Raw genomic sequence first — 25,627 nt, forward strand, 5'->3', positions numbered from 1 at the left:
CTTTTGTGCCATCTGTTGCCCTTGTAGGAGCCAGGCTTGCCGGCGAAGGCGATCTCCCTGACGCCTTCGCGGGCAAGCCTCGCTCCTACAGGGTTATGTGGCGCATCAAGTGTTGTGTAACACCCATAAAAACAATAAAAGCTTTGCTCAGAGATCGACAGCCATGGCCGTACCTGCCTCGCCGCTCTCCCACGACGCCATCATCCAGGACTCCTGGTCCCGTTGCCGCGCGTTCGGGCTTGATCACCACAGCGTGCCCACCTTCGATCAACTGCCCGCCGACGGCATCGCGCAGTTGCTGGAGAGCCAGCACTCGCTGGTGCAGACCACCCATCAGGAAGTCCTGCCGTATTACGAGAACATCCTGAGCAACTCCAATTGCCTGATCATGCTCGCCGACAATCAGGGCCAGGTGCTGACGTCCTGGGGCACCCAGCGCTTTATCGAGCCGAGCCTGACCCGAGGTTTCAGCGCCGGGGCCAGTTGGATGGAGCGTTGCAGCGGCACCAATGCCATCGGCACCGCCCTGGCCTGCGAGCAAGCGGTGCACATTGAGCACGATGAACATTTCCTCAAGGCCAACCGTTTCATGACCGGTTCCGCCGCGCCGATTTTCGATGCCGAGCGCAAGGTGATCGCGGTGCTGGATGTGTCCAGCGACAGCTACCTGCCGCCGTCCCACACCCTGGGCATGGTCAAGATGATGAGCCAGACCGTGGAAAACCGGCTGATCCTCAACCTGTTCCATGGCCAGCATTTTCAACTGACGTTCAATACCGGGTTGAACAACCTCGACAGCCAGTGGGCCGGGCTACTGATTTTCGATGAGACCGGGCAAGTGCTGTCGGCCAATCGCAGGGCTGACAATCTGCTGGGGATCAGCCTGTCGCGGGTCAGTGTCGAAAGCTTGTTTAAAGTCTCGCTGCTTGAGTTGTTGAACCAGCCCGACGGCCTGCCGTTTGCCTTGCAAGCCTCGGGGCGCAACCGTTTCCAGTGCTTGTTGAAGCGGCCGAAACAGGTGCCGATTCAGCCGCGAGTGTTTGCAGAACCAAGCGTTGCAACGCCAACCGCGATCAACCTGAACACCCTGCACTTCGGCGACAGTCGCGTGGAAAAAGCCGTGCGTCAGGCAGAACGTTTATTGGAGAAAGACATTCCGCTGCTGATCCACGGCGAAACCGGGGTCGGCAAGGAAGTCTTCGTCAAAGCCCTGCACCAGGCCAGTTCCCGCAGCAAACAACCATTCATCGCCGTCAACTGTGCGGCGATCCCCGCCGAACTGGTCGAGTCCGAGCTGTTTGGCTATGAGAAAGGCGCGTTCACCGGCGCCAACCAGAAAGGCAGCATCGGGCTGATCCGCAAGGCTGACAAAGGCACCCTCTTCCTCGATGAAATCGGTGATATGCCGCTGCCGACTCAGGCCCGACTGCTAAGGGTGTTGCAGGAACGTTGCGTGCAACCAGTGGGCAGCAGTGAGTTGTTCCCGGTGGATATCCGGATTATTTCCGCAACCAACCGTTCGTTGCGCGAACAGGTGCAGCTCGGGCGCTTCAGGGAAGATCTCTACTACCGGATCGGCGGCTTAACGCTAGAGCTGCCGCCATTACGGGAACGCAGCGACAAACAGGCACTGTTCAAGCGCTTGTGGGAGCAGCACCGGGAGCCGTCGCAATGGGCCGGATTAAGCCGTGAAGTCATGGAATTGTTCAGCCGCCATCCATGGCCGGGGAATTTGCGCCAAGTCAGCAGCGTGATGCAGGTGGCGCTGGCCATGGCCGAGGAGCAACCGGTGCGGCCCGAGCATTTGCCGGATGATTTTTTTGTCGATCTGGAGATGGAACCGGTGGAGACGCCGGAGCCGTTAGCGGCGGATTTGAATGACGCCGAGGATTTGAACCGATTGTTGCAGGCGGCCGGGGGGAATATTTCGCATTTGGCTCGCAGGTTAGGCGTTAGCCGAAACACTTTGTACAAGCGTCTGCGGCAGTGATCGTTCCCACGCGCGCGTGGGAACGATCAACGACACAATTGTAGGAGCGAGGCTTGCCCGCGAAGGCGTCAGCCCTGCCACCACCGCACTTGGAACCTGCACATAAACAAAAGCCCGCACAAGGCGGGTTTTGTTCGTAACGAATTTGATCGTTCCCACGCTCTGCGTGGGAATGCAGCCCGGGACGCTCCGCGTCCCTTCCAAAGCCGAACGCAGAGCGTCCGTTGAGGCATTCCCACGCAGAGCGTGGGAACGATCATCAGTCGGCCAACCGCCAGGTCGTGCCGCCCTTGCCGTCTTCCAGCACCACGCCCATGGCGGTGAGCTGGTCGCGGATGCGGTCGGATTCGGCCCAGTCTTTACCGGCACGCGCCGCCAGACGCGCGGCAATCAGTGCATCAACCTCAGCCGCATCCACCCGGCCTTCAGCGCCGGCCTGCAAGAAGTCATCGGCTTCGAGCTGCAACACGCCCAGCACACTGGCCAGTTCTTTCAAACGCGCCGCCAGACCGGCCGCTGCATTGAGATCGCTCTCACGCAAACGGTTGATCTCGCGCACCATCTCGAACAGCACCGCGCACGCTTCCGGCGTGCCGAAGTCGTCGTTCATCACCTGGGTGAAGCGCTCGACAAAGGCTTCGCCGCCGGCCGGCGCCACGCTCGGCAGGCCTTTCAACGCGTGGTAGAAACGCTCGAGTGCGCCCTTGGCGTCCTTGAGGTTGTCTTCCGAGTAGTTGATCGCGCTGCGGTAGTGGCTCGACACCAGCAGGTAACGCACGACTTCCGGGTGGTACTTTTCCAGCACGTCGCGAATGGTGAAGAAGTTGTTCAAGGACTTGGACATCTTCTCGCCATTGATGCGAATCATGCCGCAATGCATCCACGCGTTGGCGTAGGTCTTGCCGGTGGCCGCTTCGCTCTGGGCGATTTCGTTTTCATGGTGCGGAAACTCCAGGTCACTGCCGCCACCATGAATGTCGAAGGTCTCGCCCAGGCAGCAGGTCGACATCACCGAGCACTCGATGTGCCAGCCCGGACGACCGTCGCCCCACGGCGAAGGCCAGCTCGGCTCGCCCGGCTTGGCGCCTTTCCACAGCACGAAGTCCAGCGGGTCCTGCTTGGACTCGTCGACTTCGATCCGCGCACCGATACGCAGGTCTTCAATTTTCTTGCGCGACAGCTTGCCGTAGCCCATGAACTTGGCGACGCGGTAGTACACGTCGCCATTGCCCGGGGCGTAGGCGTAACCCTTGTCGATCAGGGTCTGGATCATGGTCTGCATGCCAGCGATGTGATCGGTGGCCCGCGGCTCCAAGTCCGGCTTGAGGATGTTGAGGCGCGCCTCGTCCTCGTGCATCGCGGTGATCATGCGTTCGGTCAGCACGTCGAACGGCTCGCCGTTCTCCTTGGCCCGATTGATGATCTTGTCTTCAATGTCGGTGATGTTGCGCACATACGTCAGGTTATAACCGCTAAAACGCAACCAGCGAGTCACCAGGTCAAACGCGACCATGCTGCGGCCGTGGCCAATGTGGCAGTAGTCGTACACGGTCATCCCGCAGACGTACATGCGCACATTGTTGCCATCCAGCGGCTTGAACACTTCTTTGCTCTTGGTGAGCGTGTTGTAGATCGTTAGCACTTTATTTGTTTCCTTGAATCACTGGCCCCACGAATCACGCAAGGTCACGGTACGGTTGAAAACCGGAGCGCCCGGTTTCGAGTCCTTGATATCCGCGCAGAAGTAACCTTCGCGCTCGAACTGGAAACGGTCTTCCGGCTGTGCATTGCCCAGCGAGGGTTCAGCACGACAACCGGTGAGAACTTGCAGCGAGTCAGGGTTGATGTTGTCCAGGAAACTGGCGCTGTCTTCCGCCTTTTCAGGGTTCGGCGAACGGAACAGACGATCGTACAGGCGCACTTCGCACTCGATGCTGGCCGCTGCCGGCACCCAGTGCACCACGCCTTTGACCTTGCGGCCTTCAGGATTCTTGCCCAGTGTTTCCGGATCGTAGGAGCAACGCAGTTCGACGATGTTGCCATCGGCGTCCTTGATCGCTTCGTCGGCACGGATCACGTAGCTGCCGCGCAGACGCACTTCGCCGTTCGGCTCCAGGCGCTTGTAGCCTTTTGGCGGCTCTTCCATGAAGTCATCGTGGTCGATGTAGATTTCACGGGCGAACGGCAACTGGCGCACGCCCAGTTCTTCTTTCTGCGGATGACGCGGCAGTTCGAGGTTCTCGACCTGGTCTTGCGGGTAGTTGGTGATCACGACTTTCAACGGACGCAGCACGCACATGGCGCGCGGAGCATTCTGGTCCAGATCCTGACGGATGCTGAACTCGAGCATGCCGAAATCGACGACGCCGTCAGAACGGTTGGTGCCGACCATGTCGCAGAAATTGCGGATCGACGCCGGCGTGTAGCCACGGCGGCGGAAGCCCGACAGCGTGGACATGCGCGGATCGTCCCAGCCGAACACGTGCTTTTCATCGACCAGTTGCTTGAGCTTGCGCTTGCTGGTGATGGTGTAGTTCAGGTTCAAACGGCTGAATTCGTACTGGCGCGGGTGCGCCGGCACTGGCAGCGCGTCGAGGAACCAGTCGTACAGCGGACGGTGGCTTTCGAACTCCAGGGTGCAGATCGAGTGGGTGATGCCTTCGATGGCGTCCGACTGACCGTGGGTGAAGTCGTAGTTGGGGTAGATGCACCACTTGTCGCCGGTCTGGTGGTGATGGGCGTGGCGGATGCGGTACATGATCGGGTCGCGCAGGTTCATGTTCGGCGAGGCCATGTCGATCTTGGCCCGCAGCACGCGTGCGCCGTCCTGGAATTCGCCGGCCTTCATGCGGGCGAACCAATCCAGGTTTTCTTCCACGGAACGGTCACGGAACGGGCTGTTCTTGCCCGGCTCGGTCAGAGAGCCGCGGTATTCCTTGGCTTGCTCCGGGCTCAGGTCATCGACGTAGGCCTTGCCGGCCTTGATCAGCTCGACGGCCCAGTCGTGCAACTGGTCGAAATACTGCGAGGCGTAGCGCACTTCACCGGACCATTCGAAGCCCAGCCATTTGATGTCGCTTTCGATCGCGTCGATGTATTCCTGGTCTTCCTTGGCCGGGTTGGTGTCGTCGAAACGCAGGTGCGTGACGCCGCCAAATTCCTGGGCCAGGCCGAAGTTCACGCAAATCGACTTGGCGTGACCGATGTGCAGGTAGCCGTTGGGCTCAGGCGGGAAACGGGTGACGATCTGCGTGTGCTTACCCGAGTCCAGGTCCGCCTGGATGATCGGGCGCAGGAAATTGACCGGCACGGCAGGGCCAGTCTTGGAATTCGAGGTAGGGTCGACAGTGGGCTTGCTCATAGGATCCTTGAACGTACGAGTGCGCGGCCGGAACTAAAGGCCTGACAAAACAAAGCCGCTATCATAGCCGATGCTGTCAAGCCGCTGACAGAGCAGGCCCTAAATCAGGTGCGTTTAATCCACCTGTTTTGAAAAACTGCCTCGAAATTAACGCCTGTCGCGCTAAACTGCGCACCTTGGTTGATACCGACCAGACCGGTTGCGGGCTCAAATGCCCCGAAACCCACGAATTTCTTGAAAGAGTGCCGATCATGACCCAAGTCAAACTGACCACCAACCACGGCGACATCGTCCTGGAACTGAACGCTGAAAAAGCACCGGTTACCGTTGCCAACTTCATCGAATACGTCAAAGCCGGCCACTACGAAAACACCGTTTTCCACCGTGTAATCGGCAACTTCATGATCCAGGGCGGCGGTTTCGAGCCAGGCATGAAAGAAAAGAAAGACAAGCGCCCAAGCATCCAGAACGAAGCCGACAACGGTCTGCCGAACGAGAAGTACAGCGTGGCCATGGCTCGCACCATGGAGCCGCATTCGGCGTCCGCCCAGTTCTTCATCAACGTGGCTGACAACAGCTTCCTGAACCACAGCGCCAAGACCACTCAGGGCTGGGGCTACGCGGTCTTCGCCAAAGTGGTTGCCGGCACTGAAGTCGTGGACAAGATCAAAGGTGTTTCCACCACCATGAAATCCGGTCACCAAGACGTACCAGCAGACGACGTGATCATCGAGAAAGCCGAGATCATCGAAGCGTGATATTGCTGATTTCAGACTTGCATCTGGAAGAGGAGCGCCCGGACATTACCCGGGCGTTTCTGGATTTGCTCGCCGGACGCGCCCGCTCGGCGAGTGCGTTGTACATCTTGGGTGACTTTTTCGAGGCGTGGATTGGCGACGATGCCATGACGCCCTTTCAGCGTTCCATCTGCCAGGCCCTGCGCGATCTCAGCGACAGCGGCACGGCCATTTTTCTGATGCACGGCAATCGCGACTTCATGCTCGGCAAGGCCTTTTGCAAACAGGCCGGCTGCACGCTGTTGAAGGACCCGAGTGTCGTGCCGTTTTACGGCGAGCCGGTGCTGTTGATGCACGGCGACAGCCTCTGCACCCGCGACGTCGGCTATATGAAGCTACGTCGCTATCTGCGCAACCCCGTCACCCTCTTTATCCTCCGGCACCTGCCCCTGAGCACCCGCCATAAACTGGCGCGCAAACTGCGTAGCGAAAGCCGGGCGCAGACGCGGATGAAAGCCAATGACATTGTCGATGTCACGCCCGAGGAAGTGCCGCGGGTCATGCAGGCGTTCGGCGTGAAAACCCTGATTCATGGGCATACCCACCGTCCCGCGATTCACAAGCTGCAGATTGGCGAACAAGCGGCCAAGCGCATTGTGCTGGGGGATTGGGATCGTCAGGGGTGGGCGTTGCAGGTGGATGAGCAAGGGTTTGCGCTGGCGCCCTTCGACTTCGCCCCGCCACCGCAATTGGCAGCCCCTTCTGCCTGATCGTTCCCACGCGCAGCAAAGGAATGCAGCCCGGGACGCTCCGCGTCCCTTTCAAAGCCGAACGCGGAGCGTCCGTTGAGGCATTCCCACGCAGAGCGTGGGAACGATCATCCGCGGCGTGCTTAGTGACCGCTGGCCGCAGGCCCGGCTTTCGCCGCAAACGGTGGCTTGGCCAGCCACACAATCAGCATCAACCCCATGAAACCCCACCCGAGCAACGTGAAGTAATCCACGGTGGAGAGCATGTACGCCTGGCTGGTCAGCACGTGATCGAGCTGCGCATACGCCGGGGTACTCGCCCCGCCCAGGGTGTTCAAGGCATCCCGGGTCGGTTGGTCGTAGGTAGTGATGCTTTCGCTCAAGTAAGCGTGGTGTTGATCCGCCCGACGAATCCAGATCCAGGTGGTCAACGACGCCGCAAAACTACCGCCCAAGGTCCGCAGGAAGGTCGCCAGGCCCGCGCCGTCGGCGATCTGGCTCGGCGGCAGGTCCGACATCAAAATGCTCAAGGTCGGCATAAAGAACAGCGCCACGCCAATCCCCATGAACAGTTGCACCAGGGCGATGTGCTGGAAGTCCACTTCGTTGGTGAAGCCGGCGCGCATGAAGCAACTCAGGCCAATCGCCAGGAACGCCAGCCCGGCCAGCAGGCGCAGGTCGAACTTGTGTGCGTACTTGCCGACAAACGGCGACATCAGCACCGGCAGAATCCCGATCGGCGCTACTGCCAGGCCCGCCCAGGTAGCGGTGTAGCCCATCTGGGTTTGCAGCCATTGCGGCAGGATCAGGTTGATGCCAAAGAACCCGGCGTAGCCCAGCACCAACACGATGGTGCCGATGCGGAAGTTGCGATAAGCGAACAACCGCAGGTTCACCACCGGGTGCTTGTCGGTCATTTCCCAGATGATGAACACCGCCAGGGCAATCACCGAAATCGCCGCACCTATGATGATGAAGTTCGATTCGAACCAATCCAGGTCGTTGCCTTTATCGAGGATCACCTGCAACGCGCCGACGCCAATGATCAGCGTGATCAACCCCACGTAATCCATCGGCTGGCGACTGGTTTCCACCGGACGCGCCTTGAGCTGGGAACGCACCACCATCACCGCGAAAATCCCGATCGGCACGTTGATAAAGAAGATCCACGGCCAGCTGTAACTGTCGGTAATCCAGCCACCCAGGATCGGGCCGGCAATCGGCGCCACCACCGTGACCATCGCCAGCAACGCCAGGGCCATGCCGCGCCTGGCCGGGGGGTACACCGCGATCAGCAGCGTCTGGGTCATCGGGTACAACGGGCCGGCCACCAGGCCTTGCAGCACACGGAAACCGATCAGTTCCGGCATCGAAGTCGAGATACCGCAGAGAAACGAAGCCAACACAAACAGGATCGTGGCCCAGAGAAACAGTTTCACTTCACCGAAACGCCGACTGAGCCAACCGGTCAGCGGCAGCGCGATCGCGTTGCTCACGGCAAACGAAGTGATCACCCAGGTGCCCTGCTCCGAACTCACGCCCAGGTTGCCGGAAATCGTCGGCAAGGCCACGTTGGCGATGGTGGTGTCGAGCACTTGCATGAAAGTCGCCAGCGACAAGCCAATGGTGCTGAGCAGCAGGCTGGGCGGCGTGAAAGACGCGTTATTGCTCATCGCTAATCCTATGGAACCGGGTGGGCGCGGCGCCTGTTAAAGTCGCAGCTGACGTTGTGGGAGCCTTTGTGGCGAGGGAGCTTGCTCCCGCTGGGTCGCGAAGCGGCCCCAAAAGCTTTACGACTGCTTCGCAGTCGAGCGGGAGCAAGCTCCCTCGCCACAAAAGCCTGCTCCCACAGGGTTAGTGTCAGCGTTGCGCGGTCTTGCTGACCGCTGCGCTGTTGTCGTGGATCAACTGCGTGATCATCGCGTCGGCCTCGGCCAACTGACGGTCATAGACGTTGGTGCTGAACGACGCCTTTTGTGGTGGCTGTTGCGCCAGCACCGGGCCGCTCTGGTCGTGCAGGTTCACATCCACCTGAGTCGACAGGCCAACCCGCAATGGATGCTTGGCCAGTTCTTCGGCGTTGATATGAATCCGCACCGGCACACGCTGCACGATCTTGATCCAGTTACCAGTGGCGTTCTGCGCGGGCAGCAAGGCAAACGCACTGCCGGTGCCGGCACCGAGGCTGTCGATGGTGCCGCTGAACTTCACGTCGCTGCCGTACAGGTCGGCTTCGATGTCCACCGGTTGCCCGATGCGCATGTCACGCAGTTGGGTTTCCTTGAAGTTGGCGTCGATCCACAGTTGATCCAGCGGGATCACCGCCATCAGCGCGGTACCTGGTTGAACTCGCTGACCCAGTTGCACCGAGCGCTTGGCCACGTAACCGGTGACCGGCGCAATCAAGGTGCTGCGGGAGTTGTTCAAGTAGGCCTGACGCAATTGCGCGGCGGCGGACATCACGTCCGGGTGCGAGGAAACCACCGTGTCATCCACCAAAGCGCTGGTGGTCTTGAGCTGTTGCTGAGCATTGGCCAGGGCGTTTTGCGCCGAGGTCAGGTCGTCGCGGGCGTGGGACAGTTCTTCCTGGGAAATCGCGCCGCCGGCGGCGAGGTTTTTCCGGCGGTTGAAGTTGTCCTGGGCTTTTTGCACGTTGGCCTGCTGGGCGTTGACCTGGGCGCGCATGCCGTCGACGTTGCTGTACAAACCACGGACTTGGCGCACGGTACGGGCCAGGTTGGCCTGAGCACTTTGCAGACCGACTTCGGCGTCGTTCGGGTCGAAGTTGACCAGCACCTGGCCTTCGTGAACCAGATCGCCATCATCGGCGCCGATGCTGACCACGGTGCCGGTGACCAGCGGCGTGATTTCCACCACGTTACCGTTCACGTAGGCGTCGTCGGTGCTCTCGTTCCAGCGCCCGTAGAGTTCGTGATAAGCCCAGACGCCGAGGCCGGCGAGGATCACCAGGATCGCCAGCACGGTCAGCATGACTTTGCGTTTGCGTGGGTTGCTCGTGTCTTGAGCGTTTTCAGGAGCATTTGTAGTTTCGGCAGTGGCCATGACAAGTACCTTGAATTAGTTGTTCAGCTTGGCTGAAGCTGGATTGGCCGAGGCGAGGGTTTCAGCCTGGAAGCCGCCACCGAGCGCCTGCATCAGTTGGATCGACAGGTCGATCTGCTCGGCATTCAGGTTCGCCAGTTGGCGCTGGGCCTGGAGCAATTGCTGTTCGATGCTGAGCACGTCCAGGTAATTGCCGATGCCGGAACCGTAGCGCTGGACCACGGTGTTGTAAGAGTCCTGGGCAATTTCGGTGGCGTGTTGCTGGGCACCGATCTGCCGGCCGATATCGCGCAACTGGTTGATGGTGTCGCTGACATCCCCCAGCGCCTTGACCAGGCTCTTGTTGTACTGCGCCACCGCCAGGTCATAGTCGGCGTCGCGGGCATCGAGGTTGGCGCGCAGGCGGCCGCCGTCGAAGATCGGCACCGAGATGGTCGGGGCAATGTTGAAGAAGCGACTGGCCGAACCGAACATCGCGTCACCCAATAAGGATTCGGCACCGGCGGCCGCCGTCAGGTTCAAGTTGGGATAGAACTGGGTCTTGCTCGCGGCGATGTCCTTGCTCGCGGCTTCGACCCGCCAGCGTGCGGCGACCAAGTCCGGGCGACGACCGAGCAATTCCGCCGGCAGCACCGACGGCAACGCCACGGCGCTGGCCTGAAGGATTTTCGGCCGGGCGATTTCATTGCCGCGATCCGGGCCTTTACCGAGCAGCACGGCCAAGGCGATTTTCGCGCTGTTCAGGCGTTTTTCCGCATCGATCAGGCTGGCTTCGGAGCTGGCTTCCAGGCTTTCGGTTTGCTGGAACTGGTACTGGCTGTCGATCCCGGAACTCAGGCGCCGCTGGCTCAGGTCGAGCATTTGTTTGGTGCGCTTGAGGTCTTCGCTGGCCAGGTCATACACGATGTGCGCCTGGCCCAGATCGCTGTAGGCGCGGGCGACGTCGGCGGACAAGGTCAGTTGCGCGGCCTGCTGGTCGACTTCGGCAGCGCGGGCCTGGCCCAACGCGGCTTCCCAGGCGTCACGCTGACCGCCCCAGAGGTCGAAGTTGTAATTGAAACTGGCGCTGATGTTACGCACGGTGGCGTAGGCATCGCCCTGCCCGCGCGGGTCTTGATCCTTGGCCAGACGCGAGCGGCTGACACCGGCGCTGGCATCGAGGGTCGGCATGCGCGCAGCATCGGCAGCATAGGCAGCGGCGCTGGCCTGGTGCGCGCGGGCTTCGGCGATTTGCATGTCCGGGCTGTCGTGCAGGGCTTCGCGGATCAGGCCGTCGAGCTGTGGGTCGCCGAGGCTTTTCCACCAGTCGCTTTTCGGCCAGGCTGCCGGGGACAGGGTCACGCCACTCAGGGATTGCCCGGCCTTGAGGGTTTTCGCATCGACACTTTTGCCTTCGGTGTTCAGGCCGCTGTAGCTGGCGCAACCGGCCAGGATCATCGAGACCAGCACCAGGCTCAGGCCTGTACGCAAGGTTTTACTGCTCATTTGTCACCTACCCGCAGCAAAGTGATCGAGTCACCGGCTGCCACCAAGATTTTCTTCAGGATCCGTTCCAGGGTTTGCAACTCGTCCGGGGTGATGGCGCCGGCCAGTTCATTCATGGCATCGGCGCCGATGTCCGGCAGGCGGTCAGTCAACTGCTGGCCTTGTTCGGTCAGCACCAGTTGCACCTGTCGGCGGTCGGCTTCGGAGCGTTGGCGGGCGAGGAAACCTTTCTGTTCCAGGCGATCAAGCATGCGCGTCATCGATCCGCTGTCCAGGGACAGGTGCCGGCAGAGTTCGGCCGGGGTATCGACGCCGAACTGGGCCATGATGATCAGCACTTTGAACTGCGCGGCGGTGATGCCGTGGGGTTCCATGTGCGTGTCGATGATCCGGTCCTTGAGCAACGCGGCGCGCCCGAGCAGGAGGCCGAGATGGCAATGCTTGAATTGTTCAGGGGTGAAATGCTTCATCTGACCACCAATTAGCTGCCTAGGCAGAGAATGTATGTCGAGATGTTACTGCCTAGGCAGCGAATGTCAACGTAATAGTTAGGATGCTTTGTATTTAGCTGATAAATGGCAGAAGTGCAGACGCCGCAAACACCCGTGGCGAGGGGGCTCGCCCCCGTTCGGCTGCGCAGAAGTCGTCGCTTTGATCGTTCCCACGCTCTGCGTGGGAATGCTGCCAGTGACGCTCTGCGTCACGATTCAAGAACGGAACGCGGAGCGTCCCGGGAGGCATTCCCACGCAGAGCGTGGGAACGATCAGGTGTGAGGGGTTTAGAAATCCCGCTTGTAGAAGATGTCCAGCGAACTCGCCACGCCACCGGCGGCTTCGAGATACACCTTCTTGCTCAGCTTGTAACGCAGGGCAATGGTGTTGGCCGGCTCAAACACGCCAACGCCATAGCGCAAGCTGAGCTTCTCGGAGATGTTGCCGCTGGCCACCACGCTGGTGGTGTTGCCGCTGCCCTGGGTGTCGAGCTGGAAGTCTTGAATGCCCAGGTCCTTGGCCAAACCGCTGGTCACCCCCGAACTGCCCATCAACCCTAAGCCGAGGGCGGCCTGGGCGAGCATGTTGTTGTCTTCGCCGGTGGTGCTCAACGGACGCCCGAGCACCAGATAGGACAACGCCTGCTCCTGGCTCATGGCCGGTTCGGAGAAGATCTGGGTGGTCGGCTGCTCGGCGCTGCCGCTCAGGCGAATACCGGCGATCACATCATCCGTCTGGCGAATTGCTTCGATGTCCAGGTACGGTTGATCCAGCGGCCCGGCAAACAGCAGTCGCGCACGTCGCACCGTCAGGCGCTGGCCATACGCGCGATACCGACCATCGTTGAGCCAGAGTTCGCCGCGAGTGTCCATGTTATCGCCGATGTGCACGTGCCCTTGCAGGTTCGCGGTCAGGCCAAACCCGGCAAAGCTGAGTTTGTCCTCGCCAACCACCACATCGATGTCCATTTTCATGGCGACGGGCGGTTTGCCTTCCTCGGTCTGCGCACCGACGATGATCGTGTCGTCGGAGATTTTGACCGTCGATGGCGGCAACTCGCGCACGGTGATTTCGCCCTTGGGCACCAGCACTTTGCCGGCGATGGACAGTTCGTCGCCTTTCATCGAAATCTTCAAATCCGGTGCCACTTCGAGCTTGGCGTAAGGCTCGACGATGACCGGCAATTGCGTGCCTTTGAGCGCCAGATCCACCACCAGCGCCTGACCCCAGGCGATGTTGCCATTCAAGCTGCCCTGCCCGCTCTTGCCGCTTTTCCAGCCGCCATTCAATTGCACGGTTTCGCCGGCAATTACCGCTTTCACCTGCAAGTCTTGCAGCTCCATCGGTAATTCAGCCCCGGATACTTCGCCATCACTGAGCAGCAGATTGCCGTTGACCAGCGGCGCCAGCAGCCCGCCGGACAAGGTGCCGCTGCCATTCAAACGCCCGGTGAGTTTCTCGACCATCGGCACAAACGGCCGCGCCACCGAGAGGTCCAGACCGTTGAGGCGGAACGAGCCGGTCAGCGGTTTGTTCTTCGCCAGCGGGTTGATCTGCGCCTGCACCATCAACTCGCCGAGCTTGCCGCCAACGAAGTTGAGGTCGGTGTCGATGCGTTTTGGCGTGAGTTTGCTGGTGAGTTTCAGGGTCTGGTACGGGAAGTCCAGCCACTGATCCTTCTCTTTCATGCGCAAGGTACCGCCGCTGGCATCGATGCTGATTTGGCCGTCGGGCCCGCTGGCCGGCAGGTCCAGTTGCAGGTCGGCGTTGAGTTTGCCCTTCCAGGCAAAGTCCTTGGGCAACCACTGGGCGAGGCTGTCGATCGGGAATTGCTTGAGGTGATAACGCAGCTTCGGTTCCGGCATCAGCCGTTGGTCTTCACCGCAAAAGCTGGCCGGACCGGACATCCAGCAATGGGCGCCGAAGTTGATTTTGCCGTCGGCCAATCGCTCAAGCTTGGCCGGGCCTTGCAGCTTCCAGTCCTGGCCGCCGGCCTGGATATCGCCGCTGGCCAGGCGTCCGCGCCAGTTACCCTTGTCCAGCGCGCCGTCGAGGCCGAGGGCCAGTTTCAACTGGGGGCCTTGCAGGTCGAGGCTGAGTTTCTGGTTCTTGATATCGCCTTGGCCGCTGGCGGTCAGCGTCCCGAGCGAAGTTTCACCCGCCTGAATGCCGCTGCCCTTGAGGTCGATCTTGGCCCGTTGCGCACTGTCGAGAGTGGCGTCGAGGTTCAGGCTTTGCAGGCGATTGTCTTCGAAGGCTAGTTGCGAACCTTGCAGGCCGAGCTTGCCTTGAGGTGCCTTGAGTGTGCCGGCGAGATCGACCCGGCCATTGAGCTGACCGCGCAGTTGCGGCCAGAGCTGAGCCAGGCGCGGCAGCTTGATATCGATCTGCCCGGCGAGTTTCTGTTGCAGGCTGCCCTTGCCGTTGATGCTGTTGTCACCGAGGCGAATCTGCAAGGCGTTGAGGTTCCACTGCTCACCGGCGCCATCGGCTTTGGCCTGGATCACCGCCGGTTGGCCGCGCAGTTTGCCTTTCAAATCGAGGTCAGCGCTCAGGCTGAGCTTTTCATTCTTCATCTCGCCTTTACTGCGCAACGGCCCGGCCAACGTGCCCGGTAATTCCGCCATCCAGTACGCCGGGTTGATCGCCGACAGGTCCAGCGCCGTGTCCCAGGCAATGCCATCGGCAAATTGCAGGTTCAGGTGCCCTTCGGCCTTGCCCTGCCCGGCTTCGAGCTGGAATTGTTGCAGGTAGATTTTCGTCAGGTCGCCGGCGAACGGGCTGCTCATCGTAAACGCCCCGGCCGGGCCATCCAGTGCGGCGTTGAAGTTGCCCAGGTATTGGCCGTCGGTGTAGGAGACTTCGCCGTTGAAGCTGCGCAACGCGACTTGCGGCTCGTCGATCAGCGGATAGAGGCGATGCCACGGGAAGTCCAGCCAGTCGATTTTCGCTTGCGCGGTAAGCCCTTTGCTCCAGTCGAGGTTGCCCGTGAGCTTGAGACTTTGCTTGTCGTTGGCGGTCAGGTCGAGCCCGGCAATCTGCGCACCCTTGGCGTCGACCTTGCCTTGCAGCATCAGCGCGACCGGGCCTTGTTCGGCGGGCAGCGTGGCTTTGCCGAGCAGTTGATAACCGTTTTTCAGGTCACCGACCCCGGTGAGTTCCAGTTGATTGAGTTGCAAGGTGTCCGGCAGATCGGCGGCGGGTTTGAAGCCGTCGGCGGTGATTCGCACCTTGGCCGGCAGGTTTTCCACCAGCGGTTGCAGTTCGCCGGTCAGTTGCCCGTCCAGATAACCGCTGCTGTCAGCTTTCAGGTTCAGGGTTTTCAGCAGATCGCCGTCGACTTTAAGCGCCAGGGTCCAGGGCGCGGGGGTGGCCAGGGTCAGTTTGCCTTCAGCGCTCAACGGCCAGTTACCGCCGGGTTGCAGCGAACCGGAGAGGTTCAGGCTCAGGTCGTCGCGCTGCAATTGCACCGAGTCGATCTGCATGCCCTTTTCGGTCCAGTGCGCCGCCAGTTGCAAGCCCCGCAGTTCTTCGCTGCCGTTGAACAGCAGGCTGCCAACCTTGACGTCGCCCAGTTCAATCGCCAGCGGCAGTTTCAAATCCGGAAGCGTGATCGGGCCGCTGCTTTCTTCCTCGGCGCCCGGCGGGAATTGCAGGCTGACCTGATCGGCCTGCAATTGCTCGATGCACAAGGTCATGCGCGTCAGGCACAGCGGCGACCAGGCGAAAATCACCTGCTTCAGCTCAACCCGGCTGCTGTCCTGCTGCCACAGCAGATGATCGGCGCTCCACTGCCCGCCCAAGCGGCCCTGGAAATTCTCCACGGTCAAACCCGGCACAAAACCCAGTGCCCAGCGACTGCCGGTCGCCGTGCCGAGCACCGTGGCGACGGCCAACACGATCAGCATCAGCAGCGCCAGGAGCGCGGCCAACGATATTTTCAAACCACGCTTCACAACTCAGGCCCCATGGAAAAGTGCAGTCGAATGCCGCCGTCGTCGTCCATCGCGTGGGCCAGGTCGAGGCGGATCGGCCCCACCGGCGAGACCCAGCGCACGCCGATACCGACGCCGGTCTTGAGGTTCGGCAGTTCGAGTGTGTTGAAGGAGTTGCCCTGGTCGATGAACGTCGCGACCCGCCATTTTTCGGCGATGGAATATTGATACTCGACGCTGCCGGCAATCATGTAACGACCACCGATGCGGTCGCCCTCGGAGTTTTCCGGGGACAGGCTTTGATAGTCGTAGCCGCGCACGCTCTGGTCGCCACCGGCGAAGAAGCGCAACGACGGCGGCACCGATTTGTAGCCGTTGGTGGCGCTGCCGCCGACCTGCACCCGCCCGAGGAACCGGTGCTTGTCGAACACCGTGGTCAAGCCTTTGACCAGCGCGGTGCCGTACAGCAGGTTGGTGTCCGAGCCCAGCCCTTCCTTGGCGACTTTGGTTTCGAAAGTCAGGCGATAGCCGTTGTGCGGGTCGATGCGGTTATCGCTTTTCAGATAGGAATAGCTGACGCCCGGCATCAGCAAGGTGCTCAGGCCCGAGTCATCGCCGAGGGTGTATTCCTCGCGCTGCCATTTGAGCGACACCACCCGTTGCCAGCCGCTGGGCAACTTGCTGTGCCACTCGGGGCCGAGGGTCAGCAGCTTGCTCAGGCTGTCGGTGTCGGCGATTTCTTCATATTGATAACCGGCGGCCCAGCGCAGCTTGTCGGTGAGCGGCGGGTCCAGGGGAATGTCGTAGAACACCCCGACGTTCTGCCGTGGCGCCGACAGTTCGGCTTCCCAGCCATAGCTGTCGCCCTGGGGGTTGACCCAGTGCCGGGTCCAGTTGGCCTTGATGCGTGGGCCGACGTCGGTGGAGTAACCCAGACCGAGGCCCATGGTGCGTGGCTTGCGGGTGTCGAGTTTGACCGCCACCGGGATCACATCGTCCTTGGACGCCGTCGGTGCTGCGTCCACCCGCACGCCTTCGAAATAGCCGCTCGATTGCAGGGCCTGGTTGAGTTCGGCGATCAGTTCGGAGTCATAGGGCGCGCCAGCCTTGAATGGGACCATGCGTTGCAGCAGGTCTTCGTCGAACGGCGTGTCGCCTTCGAACGTGACTTTGCCCAGGGCGTAGCGCGGGCCGCTGTCGTAGATCAGCTCGACGTCGGCCACACCGGCACGCGGGTCCACCAATAGTTTCTGGCTGGTGAAGCGGCCGCTGAAAAAGCCGAAGCGCGAGGCCTGGTTCTGGATCAGGCGCTTGGCGTCTTCGTAATGCCCGTGATTGAGCACCGCGCCCGGCTTGAGCAGCTCCGGGGGTGGTACACGAAAGGATTTGAGCGAGGCGGCCGGCCCGTCGATGCGCACGGTAACGTTGCGCAAATGGATCGGTTCGCCGGGATCGATGTTCAGGGTCAGGCGCGGCTTCTCGCCGCCCTTCACTTCGCTGTCGATTTGCGGCTGGTAATAACCCAAGGCCTGGGCGGCCTTGCGCGCCTGTTCCTCGGCGCCGCGACTGAAGCGCAGCAAAGCTTCTTCGTCACGATCGCCGAGGCTGCCGATATAGCCCTCTATATTGGCTTTCAGTTCATCGTTGGACGGTTTGATCCGCACAGCCAATTCACTTTGCGCCAGCGCCGTGCAGCTGGATAACAGCATGAGCACGCCACTGGTAAATCTTCCTGGAAACTTCATAGGCGCGGATGCTATCACGAGCTTGGGAGCGTGATAGAGCCTGGGGTACCGGGAAAGTTCTACCGTTAAGCCGTTGCTGTTTGTAACACCTGGGGATTGGCGTGAAAAAACACGTGCTCGCGGATCGGTCCTACGGCTACTTCGCCGATTTCCTCATAGCCCTGACGCTTATAGAACTCCAGATAGCGAGGGTTCCCAGTGTCGAGGATCACACCTTGAGAGTTTTCATCCACGGCGCACCAGTTGTGGACGGCTTGCAGCAGTTGTTCGCCGAAGTGTTTGCCCTGGAATTGCGGGTGAATCCCCAGCAATGGCAGCATGTGCACCGCATCGGATGGCGCGCAGGCGCTGACGGCTTCGTGGTATTCGAGGTAGCGTCGGGTGCAGCGAAAACCGGTGCTGAGCACCATGCGCAGGCGCCAGGCCCAGCTTTCGGTGATGCCCAGGCGACGTTGCGGCGGCGCGATCAGGGCGATGCCGATCAAGCGGTCGTTGACCAGCAGGCCGATGGCGGGCAGATCCTGGAGGAAATGTTGTTTGACCAGTTCGCGCACGGTGGCACGTACGCGCTGTTCGTAGCCGGGGCGCTCGGCTTCGAACAGGTAGCCGAAGGTCGGCTCATGCCGGTAAGCCTGGTACAGCAAGGAGCGCGCTTCGCGGGAGTAGCCGCTGTCGAGCATGTGGATATCGGCAATGGCGGTCGAGGTTTCAGGCATATCGGTAAATCTCCCCGGGGCACCGTTCAAATGACGGCACTCTTCTGGTTACGAGCCTATAGCGCTGCCACAGTTCCTTGCTGATCCGAATCAGTGTTGCGGCGTGGAGCAGACCTGCTCCCACACAGGTATAGACCATAACCTGCCGCCAAACACGAATCCCCTTACCCCAACACTGGCCCCATTCCTACATGTCAGCTAGCATCGCCCTTTTGCCAGGACTGCCGACCATGAAGATCGTCTCCTTCAACATCAACGGGCTGCGCGCTCGCCCGCATCAGCTGGCGGCGCTGATTGAAAAGCATCAACCGGACGTCATCGGCCTGCAGGAAACCAAGGTCCACGACGACCAATTCCCGCTGGCCGAGGTTCAGGCCTTGGGCTACCACGTGTATTTCCACGGGCAAAAGGGCCATTACGGCGTCGCCCTGCTCTCGCGCCAGGAACCGATTGCCCTGCATAAAGGCTTCGCCACCGATGAAGAAGACGCGCAGCGGCGCTTTATCTGGGGCACGTTCGCCGACGCCAATGGCGTGCCGGTGACGATCATGAACGGCTATTTCCCCCAGGGCGAAAGCCGCGACCACCCGACCAAGTTCCCGGCCAAGCAACGTTTCTACAACGATTTGCAGCACCTGCTGGAAAGCCAGTTCACGAATGAACAGCCGCTGGTGGTGATGGGCGACGTGAACATTTCCCCGGAAGACTGCGACATTGGCATCGGCCCGGACAACATGAAACGCTGGCTGAAAACCGGCAAGTGCAGCTTCTTGCCGGAAGAACGCGAGTGGATGGCGCGCCTGAAGAATTGGGGCCTGGTGGACAGCTTCCGTCACCTGAACCCCGACGTGACCGACCGTTTCAGCTGGTTCGACTACCGCAGCCGCGGGTTTGAAGACGAGCCAAAACGCGGGTTGCGGATCGACGTGATCATGGCGTCCCACGGGTTGATGCCGCGGGTGAAGGATGCGGGGGTGGATTACGATCTGCGGGCGATGGAAAAACCTTCGGATCATGCGCCGATCTGGCTTGAGTTGAGCTGATCCGGTTCGACTGATCGTTCCCACGCTCTGCGTCACATTCAACAGCGGAACGCGGAGCGTCCCCGGATGCATTCCCACACAGAGCGTGGGAACGATCAGTGTCATCTTTCGGAAACCTTACTGACTTATTCTCCCGGCACTTCCTTTGGCTTATTAAGGTGCCGGCATGACGCTGCGCGTAATGTTCCTGTTAATGGTGTGTCTCAGCGTGCCGTTAACGGCCACCGCCAGTGAGTTGCCGACGCCCGACCACGGCCCGGTGCTACGCATCCAGGGTTCCAACACCATTGGCGCAGACCTGGGCCCGGCGCTGGTCGAAGGGCTGATGCAGGAACAAGGCCTGCTCAAGGTGCACAGCGAAACCCCGGACAAGGCCAACGAACAAAGGATCGTCGGGCAAACGGCCCAGGGTCGCCGGGTGGTGGTCGAAGTCGCGGCCCACGGTTCCAGCACCGGTTTTACCGCCCTGAAAAACGCTTCCGCCGACCTGGCCGCCTCGTCCCGGCCGATCAAAGACAGCGAACTGGCAGACCTCAAATCCCTGGGCGACCTGAAAAGCCCCAGCGCCGAGCAAGTCATCGCCATCGATGGGCTGGCAATCATCCTGCACCCGCAAAACCCGCTGAATCAGCTCAACACCGAACAACTGGCGCGCATCTTCAGTGGCGAGGCCAGCACGTGGGAAGAACTCGGCGGTATCGGTGGGACGATTCATCTGTATGCGCGGGATGATCAGTCGGGCACCTACGACACGTTCAAGGAACTGGTCCTCAGCCGGCGTGGGAAAAGTCTGAGCAGCGCGGCGAAACGTTTCGAGTCCAGCGAGCAACTGTCCGATGCGGTCAGCCTCGATCCGCAAGGTATCGGGTTTATCGGCCTGCCCTACGTGCGCCAGGCCAAAGCCGTGGCCATCGTCGATGGGCAATCCCAGGCGATGTTGCCACTCAACAGTTTGATTGCCACCGAGGACTATCCGCTGTCCCGTCGACTGTTTTTTTACCTGCCACCGAACGGGAAAAATCCCTGGGCCGAGGCGCTGGTGGCGTTCGCGCAAAGCAGCAAGGGCCAGGCGATTGTCGCGGCCAACGGGTTTATCGCCCAGACCGTGCAAGCCATGGCGGTCACGCCCAATGCTCTGATGCCCGAGGGTTATCAGGCTATTAGCCGGCATGCCCAGCGTTTGACGGTGAATTTTCGCTTCGAAGAAGGCAGCGCGAGCCTGGATAACAAGGCTCGGCAGGATCTGTCGCGGGTGCTCGACTATATAAAGCAGCACGACAAGAGCAACCGCGAGGTAACGCTGGTGGGGTTTGGCGATGCCAAGAGCGACTCGGCGCGGGCCGACCTGCTGTCGAAACTGCGGGCCATGGCTGTGCGGCGGGAACTGGTGAAAAGCGGCGTGGTGTTTCGCGAGATTCGCGGCTTTGGCGCCGAGATGCCGGTGGCAGCCAATAGCGCGGATGAGGGGCGAATCAAGAATCGGCGGGTTGAGGTTTGGGTGTATTGAAGCAGCGTGCGAACAAATGTGGCGAGGGGGCTTGCCCCCGTTCGGCTGCGCAGCAGTCGTAAACCAAACACCACGTTCATTCAGCAAAAACGCGGTAACCGGTTTTAGGACCGCTTCGCGGTCCAACGGGGGCAAGCCCCCTCGCCACAGTCAGTGGTCATCACAGACTCTGCAGAGTTAATGCCCGCTACGCATCATCTCCTTCGGCACATATTTACCAATCTCGAACTTGCCAATCGCCGCACGGTGCACTTCGTCCGGGCCGTCGGCCAGGCGCAGGGTGCGTTGCATGGCGTACATGTAGGCCAGCGGGAAGTCGTTGGACACCCCGGCCCCGCCATGGATCTGGATCGCCCGGTCGATCACTCGCAGAGCGACGTTCGGTGCGACAACCTTGATCTGGGCAATTTCGCTCTTGGCGATTTTGTTGCCCACGGTGTCCATCATGTACGCCGCTTTCAACGTCAGCAGCCGCGCCATGTCGATTTCCATCCGCGAGTCGGCAATCTTATCGATGTTGCCGCCCAGTCGTGCCAGCGGTTTGCCGAATGCGGTACGGCTGACCGCACGCTTGCACATCAACTCCAATGCGCGCTCGGCCATGCCGATGGAACGCATGCAGTGGTGAATCCGGCCAGGGCCAAGGCGACCCTGGGCGATTTCGAAGCCACGTCCTTCGCCCAGCAGGACGTTTTCGTACGGCACCCGAACATTTTCAAACAGCACTTCGGCGTGACCGTGGGGTGCGTCGTCGTAGCCGAACACCGGCAGCGGTCGCACGATCTTCACGCCGGGTGTGTCCACCGGCACCAGAATCATTGAGTGCTGGGCGTGGCGCGGCGCATCGGGGTCGCTCAGGCCCATGAAGATCAGGATCTTGCAGCGTGGATCGCAGGCGCCCGAGGTCCACCATTTCTTGCCGTTGATCACCCATTCGTCGCCATCACGCACGGCGCGGGCGGCCATGTTGGTGGCGTCGGACGAGGCCACGTCCGGCTCGGTCATGGCGAACGCCGAGCGGATTTCGCCGCGCAGCAGCGGTTCGAGGTAACGCTGCTTCTGTTCTTCGTTGGCGTAACGCACCAGCACTTCCATGTTGCCGGTGTCCGGCGCCGAGCAGTTGAACGGCTCGGGACCGAGCAGCGAGCGGCCCATGATTTCGGCCAATGGTGCGTATTCGAGGTTGGTCAGGCCGGCGCCGAGTTCGGATTCCGGCAGAAACAGGTTCCACAAGCCTTCGGCCTTGGCCTTGAGTTTGAGCTCTTCCATGATCGCCGTCGGCTGCCAGCGATCGCCTTCGGCGACCTGACGCTCGAACACGGCTTCAGCGGGATAAACGTAGGTGTCCATGAACGCGGTCACGCGCTCACGCAGTTCTTGCACCTTGGGCGAATAAGCGAAATCCATGGGCAGCTACCTTCTTTTGGGAGGTTGTTCAGGGCATGCAATCGATGCTAGAACAGCGTTGATAATTTACCTAGCCTATTCTCGGCGTGTATTAACATTCATCACCGATATATGATCGGGTGATTGAGAACCAACAAGAAGAGTGCAGCGCAATGAATCTGAGCAAGGTCGACCTCAACCTTTTCATCGTCTTCGACGCGATCTACACCGAAGCCAACCTGACCCGCGCCGGGCAGATTGTCGGCATTACCCAGCCTGCGGTTTCCAACGCCCTGGCCCGCCTGCGCGAGACCTTTAACGACCCGCTGTTCGTGCGCACCGCCCAGGGCATGGTGCCCACGCCCATGGCGCAGAACATCATCGGCCCGGTACGCAATGCGCTCTCATTGCTGCGGGTGTCGGTACAGGAAAGCCGCATTTTCAACCCGCTGCAAGCGGTCAAGACCTACCGCATCAGCATGACCGACCTCACCGAAGCGGTGATCCTGCCGCCGCTGTTCCAGCGCCTGCGGCGCCTGGCGCCGGCGGTGATCATCGAGAGCTTCCTGTCCAAGCGCCGCGAGACCACCAAGGAACTGGCGGCCGGTCGCCTGGATTTCGCGGTGGATGCGCCGCTCAACACCGACCCGCAAGTGCGCCACGTCAAGTTGATGGAAGACCGTTACGTGTGCGCCATGCGCAAGGGCCATCCACTGGCGGGCAAAGAGAAATTCAGCCTCGATGATTACCTGTCCCTGACCCACATCCACATTTCCAGCCGCCGCAGTGGCTTGGGGCATGTCGACCTGGCGCTGGGGAAGATGGGGATTCAGCGCAAGATCGCCCTGCGTTCCCAGCATTATTTGATGGCGTCCCAGGTGTTGCAGCAGACCGACATGGTCATGACCGTGCCGGAACGCTTCGCCCGTCGCCATGATTTGCACGCGTTCAACCTGCCGGTCAATGATGTGCCGCCAGTGGAAACGCACTTGTATTGGCACGAAAGCACTGACCAGGACCCGGCCAACCGCTGGATGCGCGAGCAGATGATCGAGTTGTGCCAGCAGGTGACGGCACATGAGAAGAAGCTCGATAAAGCATAGGAGCAATGCTTGCTCGCGATAGGAACGTCGCGGGCAAGCCTTGCTCCTACAGGATTTGAGTTGTACCCAAATGTCGTGAACGACATCAAACCTGTAGGAGCGAGGCTTGCCCGCGAAGAGGCCCGCAAGAACACTGAAAACCCCTGCCCCTTGACGTAAACGTCAACCTGACATTAGCTTAGCGCCATGACCTTTTTCGAGCGCGCCCATGAGCAGCCAGACCTACAGCATTTCCGACCTCGCCCGCGAGCTCGACATCACCACCCGGGCCATCCGCTTTTATGAAGAGCAAGGCCTGCTCAGCCCCGAGCGCCGTGGCCAGGAACGCATCTACTCGCCCCGGGACAAGGTCAGCCTCAAGCTCATCCTGCGGGGCAAACGCATCGGCTTTTCCCTGGCCGAATGCCGCGAACTGATCGAACTCTACGACCCCACCGGCGGCAACCAGAAACAACTGCAAACCATGCTGACCAAGATCGCCGAACGCCGTGACCAACTGGAGCAGCAGATGCTCGACATCGAGCAGATGAAGCTGGAACTGGACACCGCGCAAGAGCGTTGCACCCAGGCGCTGGAACAGACGATCAAAAGCCAGCAACCGGTTCAATAAACACTGACGCGTTGATCGCTCCCACGCTCCGCGTGTGATGCAGCCCGGGACGCTCCGCGTTCCTACCGAAGCGGACGCAGAGCGTCCATTGAGGCATTCCTACGCAGAGCGTGGGAACGATCTCTAACAGACAGGTGAATTGTTATGCCCCTCCCCACCCACGTACGCCTGATCGAAGTCGGCCCCCGCGACGGTCTGCAAAACGAAGCCCAGCCCATCAGCGTTGCGGACAAGGTGCGGCTGGTCGACGCCTTGAGCGCCGCCGGCTTGGGCTATATCGAAGTCGGCAGTTTCGTCTCGCCCAAGTGGGTGCCGCAAATGGCCGGCTCCGCCGAGGTCTTCGCACAGATCCAGCGCAAGCCCGGCGTGACCTACGGTGCATTGGCGCCAAATCTGCGCGGGTTTGAAGACGCCCTCGCCGCCGGGGTCAAGGAAGTCGCGGTGTTTGCCGCCGCCTCCGAGGCGTTTTCCCAGCGCAACATCAACTGCTCGATCAGCGAAAGCCTGGCGCGTTTCCTGCCGATCATGGACGCGGCCAAGCAACACGGCGTGAGCGTGCGTGGTTACGTGTCCTGTGTGCTGGGTTGTCCTTATGAAGGTCACGTTGCGCCGGAGCAAGTCGCCCTGGTTGCCCGCGAGTTGTATGCCATGGGCTGCTACGAGGTGTCCCTGGGCGACACCATCGGCACCGGCACCGCTGGCGCAACCCGCACAATGTTCGAAGTGGTGTCGAAAGAGGTGCCGCGAGACAAACTGGCCGGGCATTTCCACGACACCTATGGCCAGGCCATGGCCAATATCTACGCCAGCCTGTTGGAAGGCATCGCGGTGTTCGACAGCTCTATCGCCGGCCTCGGCGGCTGCCCGTACGCCAAGGGCGCCAGCGGTAACGTCGCCACCGAAGACGTGGTGTACCTGCTCAATGGCCTGGGGATTCAGACCGGTATCGACCTGGACGCCTTGATTCTGGCGGGCCAACAGATTTGCACTGTGCTGGGGCGAGCCACCGGTTCGCGCGTGGCCAAGGCGCGCAGTGCCCAGTAACGGCGTGGATGTGTCCGGGTGTTACCGCACTGTCTGAAGTGCGGGTACAAAACGAGTAACACGGAAACAAATTGTCGAATCTGAGCCGAGCGAAAAATCCTACTAAATCTCAACTCGTTGATTTTAAAGGACTTTACAAAGTTGGCACGGCTCCTGCTATCTCTATGGCATAACAAGAATAAAAAGCAGCAAACCAATAAAAATAAGACGTAACGACTCTGACATAACAAGAACAACACGGCAGAGACGCAGCTAACAGATTTTTTTGGAGAAGGTGTGCTTTTCAGGGTGCTTTTCGGAGTAACCCGCAACCGGGCAGAGAACAATAAAACTACCTTCAGGTAGCTCCCGAACTGGTTGGATCGCTTGGCGAAAAAGTAGATCAGCGCTCAAAAAAATACGTTTGCTCTTGACCCCGGATGGGGGTCGACTAAAACAGCGGTAAAGGGCCACGGTTGCCAAAAACAACAACAGACCGCCCCTCAATAATAAAAAAAGAGCACGCGCAACGAAAAATTAAAGGGGAGCTTCGGCTAATGCCGATCAGTTAAGCCCTTTTACTTGACCTTTGGCCGCAAGAAATCAAAATCCGATGCCTGTATTGGCATCGGATTTTTTTATGCGTCTCGCTCGGGCACTGGAACTGACCCACAACATCGTC

Annotated in this window: 18 protein-coding genes; 8 read left to right on the plus strand and 10 right to left on the minus strand. The window is 60.5% G+C overall.

The features are described from left to right. The first annotated feature begins 163 nt into the window (after nt 1-163). Nucleotides 164-1,990: a sigma-54-dependent Fis family transcriptional regulator gene (locus FQ192_RS18990; protein ID WP_149659929.1), complete on the plus strand. Its 1,827-nt coding sequence runs from the start codon at nt 164-166 to the stop codon at nt 1,988-1,990. 259 nt (nt 1,991-2,249) lie between these two features. On the opposite strand, the gene cysS is transcribed toward FQ192_RS18990, so the two are convergent. Both cysS and FQ192_RS19005 read right to left on the minus strand, forming a co-directional pair. Then, nucleotides 2,250-3,632: a cysteine--tRNA ligase gene (gene cysS, locus FQ192_RS19000; RefSeq protein ID WP_149659931.1), complete on the minus strand. Its 1,383-nt coding sequence runs from the start codon at nt 3,630-3,632 to the stop codon at nt 2,250-2,252. An 18-nt stretch (nt 3,633-3,650) separates the two neighbouring features. Beyond that, a complete protein-coding gene (locus tag FQ192_RS19005; protein ID WP_149659932.1) occupies nt 3,651-5,351 on the minus strand; it encodes a glutamine--tRNA ligase/YqeY domain fusion protein in 1,701 nt (566 codons plus the stop codon). A gap of 251 nt (nt 5,352-5,602) precedes the next feature. On the opposite strand from FQ192_RS19005, the gene FQ192_RS19010 reads away from it, so the two are divergent. Both FQ192_RS19010 and lpxH read left to right on the plus strand, forming a co-directional pair. Further along, nucleotides 5,603-6,109, plus strand: a complete 507-nt coding sequence (locus FQ192_RS19010) for a peptidylprolyl isomerase (RefSeq protein ID WP_149659933.1) — start codon at nt 5,603-5,605, stop codon at nt 6,107-6,109. Then, a complete protein-coding gene (gene lpxH, locus FQ192_RS19015) occupies nt 6,106-6,858 on the plus strand; it encodes a UDP-2,3-diacylglucosamine diphosphatase (RefSeq protein WP_149659934.1) in 753 nt (250 codons plus the stop codon). Before FQ192_RS19010 ends, lpxH begins: the two co-directional genes overlap by 4 nt. Nucleotides 6,859-6,980: 122 nt before the next feature. Here lpxH and FQ192_RS19020 read toward each other — a convergent pair whose 3' ends face one another. The 7 genes from FQ192_RS19020 to FQ192_RS19050 form a co-directional block, all read right to left on the minus strand. Beyond that, on the minus strand, nt 6,981-8,510 hold the full coding sequence (locus FQ192_RS19020; protein WP_149659935.1) for a DHA2 family efflux MFS transporter permease subunit: 1,530 nt from the start codon (nt 8,508-8,510) through the stop codon (nt 6,981-6,983). 187 nt (nt 8,511-8,697) lie between these two features. Next, nucleotides 8,698-9,900, minus strand: a complete 1,203-nt coding sequence (locus FQ192_RS19025) for an efflux RND transporter periplasmic adaptor subunit (RefSeq protein ID WP_149659936.1) — start codon at nt 9,898-9,900, stop codon at nt 8,698-8,700. A 15-nt stretch (nt 9,901-9,915) separates the two neighbouring features. Continuing rightward, the gene (locus FQ192_RS19030) at nt 9,916-11,385 is read right to left on the minus strand and encodes an efflux transporter outer membrane subunit (protein WP_149659937.1); all 1,470 of its coding nucleotides are present in this window, start codon (nt 11,383-11,385) and stop codon (nt 9,916-9,918) included. Then, the gene (locus FQ192_RS19035; RefSeq protein WP_123410053.1) at nt 11,382-11,855 is read right to left on the minus strand and encodes a MarR family winged helix-turn-helix transcriptional regulator; all 474 of its coding nucleotides are present in this window, start codon (nt 11,853-11,855) and stop codon (nt 11,382-11,384) included. Before FQ192_RS19035 ends, FQ192_RS19030 begins: the two co-directional genes overlap by 4 nt. Nucleotides 11,856-12,164: 309 nt before the next feature. Then, complete coding sequence (locus FQ192_RS19040; RefSeq protein ID WP_149659938.1) at nt 12,165-15,833, minus strand: translocation/assembly module TamB domain-containing protein; 3,669 nt, start codon at nt 15,831-15,833, stop codon at nt 12,165-12,167. Then, the gene (locus FQ192_RS19045; RefSeq protein ID WP_149659939.1) at nt 15,830-17,557 is read right to left on the minus strand and encodes an autotransporter assembly complex family protein; all 1,728 of its coding nucleotides are present in this window, start codon (nt 17,555-17,557) and stop codon (nt 15,830-15,832) included. Before FQ192_RS19045 ends, FQ192_RS19040 begins: the two co-directional genes overlap by 4 nt. 65 nt (nt 17,558-17,622) lie before the next feature. Continuing rightward, nucleotides 17,623-18,273, minus strand: coding sequence for an N-acetyltransferase (locus tag FQ192_RS19050; protein ID WP_149659940.1), 651 nt, complete (start codon nt 18,271-18,273; stop codon nt 17,623-17,625). 230 nt (nt 18,274-18,503) lie between these two features. Here FQ192_RS19050 and xthA point away from each other — a divergent pair, with 230 nt between their 5' ends. After that, complete coding sequence (xthA, locus tag FQ192_RS19055) at nt 18,504-19,316, plus strand: exodeoxyribonuclease III (RefSeq protein WP_149659941.1); 813 nt, start codon at nt 18,504-18,506, stop codon at nt 19,314-19,316. A 166-nt stretch (nt 19,317-19,482) separates the two neighbouring features. Then, complete coding sequence (locus FQ192_RS19060) at nt 19,483-20,823, plus strand: substrate-binding domain-containing protein (protein WP_149659942.1); 1,341 nt, start codon at nt 19,483-19,485, stop codon at nt 20,821-20,823. Between the two features lie 177 nt (nt 20,824-21,000). On the opposite strand, the gene FQ192_RS19065 is transcribed toward FQ192_RS19060, so the two are convergent. Then, entirely contained in the window at nt 21,001-22,230 is a 1,230-nt protein-coding gene (locus FQ192_RS19065; RefSeq protein ID WP_149659943.1) for an acyl-CoA dehydrogenase, read from the minus strand. Nucleotides 22,231-22,382: 152 nt separating this feature from the next. Here FQ192_RS19065 and FQ192_RS19070 point away from each other — a divergent pair, with 152 nt between their 5' ends. The 3 genes from FQ192_RS19070 (at nt 22,383) to FQ192_RS19080 (ending at nt 24,966) form a co-directional block, all read left to right on the plus strand. Continuing rightward, entirely contained in the window at nt 22,383-23,312 is a 930-nt protein-coding gene (locus tag FQ192_RS19070; RefSeq protein WP_133838709.1) for a LysR family transcriptional regulator, read from the plus strand. Between the two features lie 208 nt (nt 23,313-23,520). Beyond that, nucleotides 23,521-23,922, plus strand: coding sequence for a MerR family DNA-binding transcriptional regulator (locus FQ192_RS19075; RefSeq protein WP_133838710.1), 402 nt, complete (start codon nt 23,521-23,523; stop codon nt 23,920-23,922). A gap of 144 nt (nt 23,923-24,066) precedes the next feature. Then, nucleotides 24,067-24,966 carry a hydroxymethylglutaryl-CoA lyase gene (locus FQ192_RS19080; protein ID WP_149659944.1) on the plus strand — a complete coding sequence of 300 codons (900 nt, stop codon included), beginning with the start codon at nt 24,067-24,069 and terminating at the stop codon, nt 24,964-24,966. Nucleotides 24,967-25,627: the final 661 nt, after the last annotated feature.

Source organism: Pseudomonas sp. ANT_J12 (genome assembly GCF_008370045.1).
Classification (GTDB): domain Bacteria; phylum Pseudomonadota; class Gammaproteobacteria; order Pseudomonadales; family Pseudomonadaceae; genus Aquipseudomonas.

Coding starts and splice junctions, on each gene's coding strand:
- FQ192_RS18990 (WP_149659929.1), top strand. CDS start 164: ATGGCCGTACCTGCCTCGCCGCTCTCCCACGACGCCATCATCCAGGAC.
- FQ192_RS19005 (WP_149659932.1), bottom strand. CDS start 5,351: ATGAGCAAGCCCACTGTCGACCCTACCTCGAATTCCAAGACTGGCCCT.
- FQ192_RS19010 (WP_149659933.1), top strand. CDS start 5,603: ATGACCCAAGTCAAACTGACCACCAACCACGGCGACATCGTCCTGGAA.
- FQ192_RS19020 (WP_149659935.1), bottom strand. CDS start 8,510: ATGAGCAATAACGCGTCTTTCACGCCGCCCAGCCTGCTGCTCAGCACC.
- FQ192_RS19025 (WP_149659936.1), bottom strand. CDS start 9,900: ATGGCCACTGCCGAAACTACAAATGCTCCTGAAAACGCTCAAGACACG.
- FQ192_RS19030 (WP_149659937.1), bottom strand. CDS start 11,385: ATGAGCAGTAAAACCTTGCGTACAGGCCTGAGCCTGGTGCTGGTCTCG.
- FQ192_RS19035 (WP_123410053.1), bottom strand. CDS start 11,855: ATGAAGCATTTCACCCCTGAACAATTCAAGCATTGCCATCTCGGCCTC.
- FQ192_RS19045 (WP_149659939.1), bottom strand. CDS start 17,557: ATGAAGTTTCCAGGAAGATTTACCAGTGGCGTGCTCATGCTGTTATCC.
- FQ192_RS19050 (WP_149659940.1), bottom strand. CDS start 18,273: ATGCCTGAAACCTCGACCGCCATTGCCGATATCCACATGCTCGACAGC.
- xthA (WP_149659941.1), top strand. CDS start 18,504: ATGAAGATCGTCTCCTTCAACATCAACGGGCTGCGCGCTCGCCCGCAT.
- FQ192_RS19060 (WP_149659942.1), top strand. CDS start 19,483: ATGACGCTGCGCGTAATGTTCCTGTTAATGGTGTGTCTCAGCGTGCCG.
- FQ192_RS19065 (WP_149659943.1), bottom strand. CDS start 22,230: ATGGATTTCGCTTATTCGCCCAAGGTGCAAGAACTGCGTGAGCGCGTG.
- FQ192_RS19070 (WP_133838709.1), top strand. CDS start 22,383: ATGAATCTGAGCAAGGTCGACCTCAACCTTTTCATCGTCTTCGACGCG.
- FQ192_RS19075 (WP_133838710.1), top strand. CDS start 23,521: ATGAGCAGCCAGACCTACAGCATTTCCGACCTCGCCCGCGAGCTCGAC.
- FQ192_RS19080 (WP_149659944.1), top strand. CDS start 24,067: ATGCCCCTCCCCACCCACGTACGCCTGATCGAAGTCGGCCCCCGCGAC.